Below are 7,157 nucleotides of genomic sequence, written 5' to 3'. Positions count from 1 at the left end.
ATCCGGTTCCAGGCCCACCAGTTCCAGCATCTCGTCGGTGCGGGCGGTGATCCGGGCGCGGTCCCAGCCCATCAGACCGGGCACGGTGGCGATATTCCTGGCGACGGTCATATGCGGGAACAGGCCCGCCTGCTGGATCGAATAGCCGATGCCCCGGCGCAGCCGGTCGGCATCGATGGCGGCGGCGTCGCGGCCGTCGATGGTGATCGTGCCGGCGCTCGGTTCGATGAGGCGGTTGATCATCCGCATGGTGGTGGTCTTACCGCACCCCGAGGGCCCCACCAGAACCACGATCTCACCGGCCGGGATGGTCAGCGATACCGCGTCGACGGCCGGTTCGCGTTGCCCCGGATACCGTTTGGTGACGGCGTCGAGCACGATCTCGACACCGGATACCGCCGCGCCGGGCTGGGAATCAGTCACGGATACCCCTCGAAATGGTGAGACGTCCGACGAGTACGAAGACCTCGTCGAGAAGCAGAGCGAGAACGACGATCAGCACCGTGCCCGTGAGCGCCTGCGGGACGGCGTTCGGGCTGCCGAGCCGGGAGAGCCCGGAGAAGATGAGATTGCCCAGGCCCGGGCCTTTCGCGTAGGCGGCGAGAGCCAGAATGCCCATGATCAGCTGGGTGCTCACCCGCATACCCGCGAGGATCGCCGGCCAGGCCAGCGGCAGTTCGACGGTGGTCAGTACCCGCAACCGGTTCATCCCGACCCCGCGTGCCGCGTCGACGACCGCCGAGTCCACCGAGGACAGTCCGATCAGCGTATTGCGCAGGATGGGCAGCAGTGCGTAGAGCACAAGCGCTGTCACCGTGGGGACCACGCCCAGGCCGAAGATCGGGATCAGCAGTCCGAGCAGGGCGAACGAGGGCACCGTGAGAATCGCGCCCGTCGCGGCCGTGGCGGCGGCGGAGCCGATCGGGCTGCGATAGACCAGGACGCCGATCAGCACCGCCACCGCGGTCGCGATCAGCAGCGATTGGACCACCGCCGAGACGTGTAGATACGAGTCGATGAAGAGCTGGTGCCGTCGTTGCACGACAAAGGTCCACCACGTGTCCAGGATCCGACCTCCCCGTGCCCGGTATCCGGCGACTGTCGCGGCCTTCCCGCAGCCGGACCGGTTCCGGGTGCGGCGCGTCGCCGTCGAGAGCGAAAATCAGGGCAGGGGCGAACGCGCGGCGCCGTCCGGGCCCGCAGAGGGGATGCCCGGGACGGCGGAGATCGAAACATTTTCGGGCGGTGTCTTGATCAGGTGGGGCCGGCGGCCGGCCCGCCCGGCCGCCGATTTCGCCGGTCGCCCGGCTATTCGGGAATTTCGGGATGCCCATTCGCCCGCCGCCGGTAGCGGAGGGTCAGGGCGACCAGGACCGCGATCACGAGGACCACGATGAACTCCATGGCGGCGGTTACCGGCCGTCGTTGTCCGGGGACTCCGGGGAGTCCGGGCGGCGGCCGGTCCATCGCCGGTATCCGGCGACGGCGGCGACCAGGATGACTATCCCGACGATCACCAGTAGTTCCATGCTGCGCGCGTACCCCCGCGCCCGCCTCCGAATCAGCGTTCGCGCAGTTCAGCGTGAACGCGAGGGTACGAATTCCTGCATCTTGGTCTTCGCGCCCTGCGCCACCAGATGCCAGGCCTCCGGGTCGCCGCGCAGGACCGCCGCGGCGGTGTTCTCGAGCTGATCCCAGGTGGCATGCGGCGGGATCGGGGGTACTTCGGGATCGCAGTGCACATCCAGCAACACCGGTCCATCCGCCGCGAGTGCCCGGTCCCAGGCCTGGCCGAGTTGATCGGGGCTGTCGACCGTGATCCCCTCGAGCCCGGCGCCGCGGGCGAAATCGGCGTACGACATATCCGGCAGCGTTTGCGACTCCTCGAATTTCGGCGCCCCGCCCATCGACCGCAGCTCCCAGGTGACCTGATTGAGGTCGTTGTTGTGGAACACGCAGACGATCAAGCGCGGATCGCTCCACCGGTCGCGATACCGGTTGATCGTGAGCAGTTCGGCCAGACCGTTCATCTGCATCGCGCCGTCGCCGACCAGGGCGATGGCGGGCCGGTCGGGATGGGCGAACTTGGCGCCGATCGCGTACGGCACCCCGGGCCCCATGGTGGCCAGCGTGCCCGACAGCGACCCGCGCATCCGGCCCCGGAAACGCAGGCAGCGGGCGTACCAGTTGGTCGAGGATCCGGAATCGGCGGTGATGATCGCGTCCTCGGGTACGCGCCGGTCCAGTTCCCACACCACGCGCATGGGGTTCACCGGCCGCGCCTCGAGCATCGATTGCCGTTCGATCGTCTCCCACCAGCGGGCCACGTTCCGCTCGATACCGGTGCGCCAGGAGCGGTCCCCGGTCCGGCCGAGCCGGGCGTTGAGCCGGGCCAGTGTGGCCTTCGCGTCGCCGATCAGATTCACCTCGGTGGGGTAACGCATACCGATCATGGTTCCGTCGAGATCGATCTGCACGGCCCGGGCCCGGCCGAATTCGGGTAGGAACTGTGAGTAGGGGAAGCTGGAACCGACGATGAGCAGTGTGTCGCAATCACGCATCAACTCGTAGCTGGGGCGGCTGCCCAGTAATCCGATCGCGCCGGTGACGAACGGCAGATCATCGGGCAGCACATCCTTGCCCAAGAGCGCCTTGGCGATACCCGCCCCGGTGAGTTCGGCGATCTCGAGCACCTCGGCGGCGGCGTGGCGCGCGCCCTGACCCACCAGGATCGCGACCTTGGACCCGGCCTCCAGCACAGCGGCGGCCCGCTCGATCTCCGTCTCGGGCGGCACCGCGGTGGGCAGCGTTATCGCCGGAGTGCTCGACGGCACCTGCTGGAACGCGTGCTCGGGCGGATGGTACGGCTTCTCCTGCAGATCGGACGGCACGATCACCGCGGTGGGCGCCCGCCGCGACAGCGCGGTGCGGAACGCGCGATCGAGCGCGTTGGGCAGCTGTTCGGCGACATTGACCTCCACCAGGTACTCCGATGCGACATCTTTGAACAGGCTCTGCAGGTCCACCTCCTGCTGGTAGCTGCCGCCCATCGCGCTGCGTGCGGTCTGGCCGACGATGGCGACCACGGGCACATGGTCGAGTTTGGCGTCGTACAGCCCGTTCAGCAGATGGATGGCACCGGGACCCGAGGTCGCGACGCAGACGCCGGCGCCGCCGCGGAACTTCGCGTAGCCGGTCGCTGCGAAAGCCGCCATCTCCTCGTGCCTGGTCTGGATGAACGCCGGATCACCGCCGGCGCGGCCGAATGCCGCCACCAGCCCGTTGATTCCGTCGCCCGGATAGCCGAACACCTGCGTGACATCCCAGTCGCGTAGCCGCGCCACGATGTAATCGCCCACTTGCTGCATCGGTCGTCTCCTCCCGGCCGGGTCCTGCTGTCGGCCCCCGGCTACCCGGACGGGCGGGCGTGAATCAGCGGCCGGGCCGACCGGTGGCCACCACCCGGACCTCCTCGAGACGGGGATCGGAGGCGTCGGGAATATTGAGCCCGTGGTCGTGCCCGGTGCGCAGATAGTCGAGTACGGCCGCGTCGAGCCGCTCGCCGGGCACGACCACGGGGATCCCGGGTGGGTACGGGGTCAGCTGTTCGGCCGCGATCCGCCCGGCCGCCTCGCGGATGGGCACCATGTCGGTGGGCCCGAAGAAGGCGTCGCGGGGCAGCATCGCCGTCTCGAGCTGTAACTCGTCCGGTTCGGGAAGCCGGATCCGCTGGGCGGCATGATCAGCCACCGCCTGCTCGCGCCAGCGCCGGATCGCCGAGACGAGCCGGCCGGTCGTCGCGGCGTCGTCGGCGAACGACAGCGTGGCCAGGATACGGCGGTGATCGCTCATGCCCAGGTCGATGAGTTCGTTCTCGCGTAGCCACGCCTGGGCGTCGTAGCCCGTGACACCGGTTTCGGCGATATCCATCAGCACCTGAAGACGGTCCAGGTCGTGGGAGGCCTCCACACCCAGCAGCTGAGCCTCCAGGACCCGCACTCCGGGTATGCGTTCCAGTTCGGCGCGCGTCCGGGTAGCCGTAGCCAAGGCGCGATCCAGGAGTTCGTATCCGTGTTCCACCATCTGCCGGCGCCAGCCGTCCAGCGCGGCGTAGACGAGGACATTCGGGCTGGTGGTCATGAGCAGATCGGCGCAGTGCCGCAACCGCACCGGGTCCACCAGATCGCCCTGGTGATGAAATACCGACCCCTGTTCGAAGCCGGCGCCCATCTTGTGGACGCTCACGACGCAGATATCTGCGCCGACATCCATGGCCCAGGTGGGCAGGTCGGGGTGGAACGGCAGATGCGCACCCCATGCCTCGTCCACGATGAGCGGTTTGCCACGGTCGTGACAAACCCGGGCGATGCCCTCGATATCGGCACAGGTGCCGTAGGGGCTCGGACTGACGATCAGCGCACCCGCGGCGTCGGGGTGTTTCTCCCATGCCCGGCGCACCTGTTCCGGTGACGGCGGGTGCGAGAAATGGGCCCGGGCGTCCCAACGGGGCGTGATCCACCGCGGGAGCACACCCGAGAAGATCAGCCCCGCCACGATCGATTTGTGACTGTCGCGGGCCACGAGCAGGCCGCCGTCGCAGCCGCCGGCCACCGCCATCATGGCGGCCTTCACCGACAGCGAACTCCCGCAGGTGGAGAAGAAGGCGTTCTCGGCGCCGACCGCGTCGGCCATGAGCGATTCGGCCCGTGCCAGGTGGCCGCCCTGCGACAAACGGTCGTCGAGGCCGGGAGTCGCCAGAACGTCGGCGCCGAACGAATCCGCGCCGAGCACCGCGACCACGCGTTGGTCGGCACCGCGCCCGCGCCGGTGCCCCGGCGGTGTGAATCCGTACCGGCCGACCTTCTGGTATTCGGCGAGGGCGTCCAGTATCGGCGCCCGGCTGTGGTCGTAGGTGGTCCGGTCAGTGACCACGCTGCTCCCACAGCGGAGCCCCTTCCGCCGCCTTGACCCGGCGGTGCTCGAGAACGACGATCGCCACACCGGCGATCAGACAGACTCCGCCCAGGATCCCGGTGACGACCGCCCAGCCCGCGAAGCCGTATCCCGCGGCGGTGAGGGTGATACCCACCAGCACGATGCCGAGGGCGGCCAGGATGATCCCGGGCCAGTTCCGGGTGTCCTCGATGGATTCGCCGGCGTGTGAGCGGGTGGTGCGGGTGTCGTCGGGGAAGTTGTGTTCGGGGGCACTCTGATGCGGATCGTCGGGACGAGTGGCCATGGTCTGTCCTTCCTGTCGAGCTTGCGACCAGGGGTAATGGGGCGGATACCCGCTTCGGTGCGGTTGAACCAGGGCGGCCGGGCCGGTGCTCACAGCCGCGGTTCGGGAGGTGGCGTGGGTGGCAGTCCGGGGTCGGGCACCGGCGGTTTGTCGGGCGCCGGGCCGGGTATCGGATCGGGCGGTGGCACCGGCGGGGGAACGGGCTCCGGCCCGGGCGGGCGTCCGGGTTCGGGGGCCGGATGGGGATCCGGTAGCGGGGGAGGGCCGGGCCGTGGGGGCGGATCGGGTGCCGGGACCGGCGCCGGATCGGGTAGCGGGTCGGGTTCGGGTACAGGTGGTACCGGATCGGTGTCTCGCATCACTGCTCCTCTCGCCGGGAACCAGGTGGGGACCGCGCTTGCGGGGGTCCGCCTGCCGGGCGCGTCCCGCCCGGTGGTGGGACATTCGGTGCCCGTAGCGGTCACCGTGGGCTGTCCCGGCACCGGGCGCATACCCGGCCGTGCCGTACCGAATCCCTTCGCGCGGGGTCGCTAGGCTCGGAAGCCTCCCCGATTCCGAACGGAAAGGCCCGCATGCCGCGTATCGCCACCGCCGACACCGTCGATCGGTCCGAGCTCCTGGATTTCCTCGGTTCACGCCATCACGGTGTCCTGGTCACGCACCGATCGGACGGGAGCCCGCAGATGTCTCCGGTGACCTGCGGCCTCGATCCTCAGGGCCGGGTGGTCGTGTCCACCTATCCCGGACGGGCGAAAACCCGCAATATCCGGCGCGATCCCCGGGTGTCGATCTGTGTGCTCTCCGACGAGTTCGACGACGCCTATGTACAGGTCGACGGCCGCGCGCAAGTGATCGATATGCCCGAGGCGGCGGACGGTCTGGTGGACTACTACCGCGGAATCGCCGGTGAGCACCCGGATTGGGACGAATACCGGGAGGCCATGGCCCGGCAGGGCAAATCGCTGATCCGGATCGAGATCGAGCGGTGGGGGCCCGTCGCGACAGGCGGTTTCCCGCCCGACCGCGCCCCGGGGCAGTAGGGCCGATAAGGAATGCCGGCGCGCCCGGGCCGGTCGGCGGGTCTAGCCTGCGCCGACGGCCGCGCCGATCCGCTGCCCGGCCGTCCGCATGGCCGCGGCATCGGATGCCACGATCACCTCCGCGAACCGGGTCCGGTAATCGCCCAGATCCGCGCCCACCGAGCCCACCACCGCGAAGACGGGGACCGCACCGGCGCGGGCCAGGATCGCGGAGATGATCTTGCCCGCGCGGGTCTGGTCGTCGAGCCGGCCCTCGCCGACCACGATCGCCGACGCGCGCCGCGCGTGCTCGTCGAAACCACCCGCGTCCAGGACGAATTGCGCGCCGGAACGTAGTTCGGCGCCGTACTGCGCCCACATCCCGCCGGAGAAGCCGCCCGCCGCGCCCGTCGCGTCGACGCCGGAGGGGTCACGCGGTAACCGTCGCGCGGTCTCGGCGAGGCGCCGGGTGAGCAGGTCCACGGTCGCCGGATCGGCGCCCTTCTGCGGTCCGAATACGCGTGCGGCATCGATGTAGCGGGTGGTGACATCGGTGAGGACCACGATGGCGGCGTCCCCCGGGCCGCCGGCCGCCTCGAGCGCCGTGATCGCCCCGATTCCGCCGTCGGTGGTGGCCGAGCCTCCGGCCGCGACGACGATCCGGCGCGCACCCGCTCGCACGGCCGCCGCCATGAGCATGCCGGTGCCGTAGGTATCGGCCGATACCGGATCCTTGGGCCCGTCGTGCGGGGTGGTTATCCCACTGGCCGCGGCGATCTCGATGACCGCCGTTCCGTCGCCGGACAGCCCGAATACCGCGCGCCTCGGCGCGCCCCACGGGTTGTCCCGGTGCGCGAACCCCGATTCCGGTTCGAAACACACCGCGAGCCCGTCGTCGC

Annotated in this window: 7 protein-coding genes; 1 reads left to right on the top strand and 6 read right to left on the bottom strand. The window is 69.8% G+C overall.

The window, feature by feature from the left end:
• The 5 genes from ACWDU1_RS26575 to ACWDU1_RS26555 form a co-directional block, all read right to left on the bottom strand.
• The coding region (locus ACWDU1_RS26575; protein ID WP_450002555.1) for an ATP-binding cassette domain-containing protein at positions 1-423 on the bottom strand (423 nt) is incomplete at its 3' end.
• A complete protein-coding gene (locus ACWDU1_RS26570) occupies positions 416-1,066 on the bottom strand; it encodes an ABC transporter permease (protein ID WP_450002557.1) in 651 nt (216 codons plus the stop codon). The genes ACWDU1_RS26570 and ACWDU1_RS26575, both read right to left, overlap by 8 nt.
• Positions 1,067-1,577: 511 nt before the next feature.
• The gene (locus tag ACWDU1_RS26565) at positions 1,578-3,368 is read right to left on the bottom strand and encodes a thiamine pyrophosphate-requiring protein (RefSeq protein ID WP_450002553.1); all 1,791 of its coding nucleotides are present in this window, start codon (positions 3,366-3,368) and stop codon (positions 1,578-1,580) included.
• Positions 3,369-3,432: 64 nt separating this feature from the next.
• On the bottom strand, positions 3,433-4,932 hold the full coding sequence (locus ACWDU1_RS26560; RefSeq protein WP_450002551.1) for an aminotransferase class I/II-fold pyridoxal phosphate-dependent enzyme: 1,500 nt from the start codon (positions 4,930-4,932) through the stop codon (positions 3,433-3,435).
• On the bottom strand, positions 4,922-5,239 hold the full coding sequence (locus ACWDU1_RS26555; protein WP_450002549.1) for a hypothetical protein: 318 nt from the start codon (positions 5,237-5,239) through the stop codon (positions 4,922-4,924). Before ACWDU1_RS26555 ends, ACWDU1_RS26560 begins: the two co-directional genes overlap by 11 nt.
• Positions 5,240-5,811: 572 nt before the next feature.
• On the opposite strand from ACWDU1_RS26555, the gene ACWDU1_RS26550 reads away from it, so the two are divergent.
• A complete protein-coding gene (locus tag ACWDU1_RS26550) occupies positions 5,812-6,279 on the top strand; it encodes a PPOX class F420-dependent oxidoreductase (RefSeq protein WP_450002548.1) in 468 nt (155 codons plus the stop codon).
• A 42-nt stretch (positions 6,280-6,321) separates the two neighbouring features.
• Here the strand turns inward: ACWDU1_RS26550 and ACWDU1_RS26545 are convergent.
• Positions 6,322-7,157 (bottom strand): glycerate kinase (locus ACWDU1_RS26545; protein WP_450002546.1); only part of this gene is annotated, 836 nt, incomplete at its 5' end.

Source organism: Nocardia sp. NPDC003345 (assembly GCF_053589395.1).
The sequence above is the reverse complement of the archived record's forward strand: the minus strand, read 5'-3'. Positions and strand labels throughout refer to the sequence as shown.